Below are 284 nucleotides of genomic sequence, written 5' to 3'. Positions count from 1 at the left end.
CTCTGATCCTTACACGGAATCGAGTCTCCATTCGAACCGGGGCGGTTCAGTCGGCGAGAAGACCGGCCCCACGCGGGCGGCCCGGCTCGTCCCGCTGACCTGCCCCGGACTCGTACGTCTCCTGCGCGCCCTTGTCCTGCCGGCACCCGTCCGCGACCGCGACCACGTTCTGCACTGGAGCGTATGGCGCCGCTGCCACCAGGCCGCCACCGCCTGCCACCAGCGACGTCACCGCCTGCAGGACGCTCCATGATCGAAACTACAGCTGCCGTGTCCGACAGGGG

General features: G+C 69.4%; 1 pseudogene. It reads left to right on the top strand.

The features are described 5' to 3' along the window. Positions 1 to 253: pseudogene (locus ACSNOK_RS33895) on the top strand (hypothetical protein); the annotation flags it as partial. Positions 254 to 284 lie beyond the last annotated feature (31 nt).

It is taken from the genome of Streptomyces sp. URMC 126 (genome assembly GCF_051386555.1).
Classification (GTDB): domain Bacteria; phylum Actinomycetota; class Actinomycetes; order Streptomycetales; family Streptomycetaceae; genus Streptomyces.
This window is presented reverse-complemented; position numbering and strand designations above follow the sequence as displayed.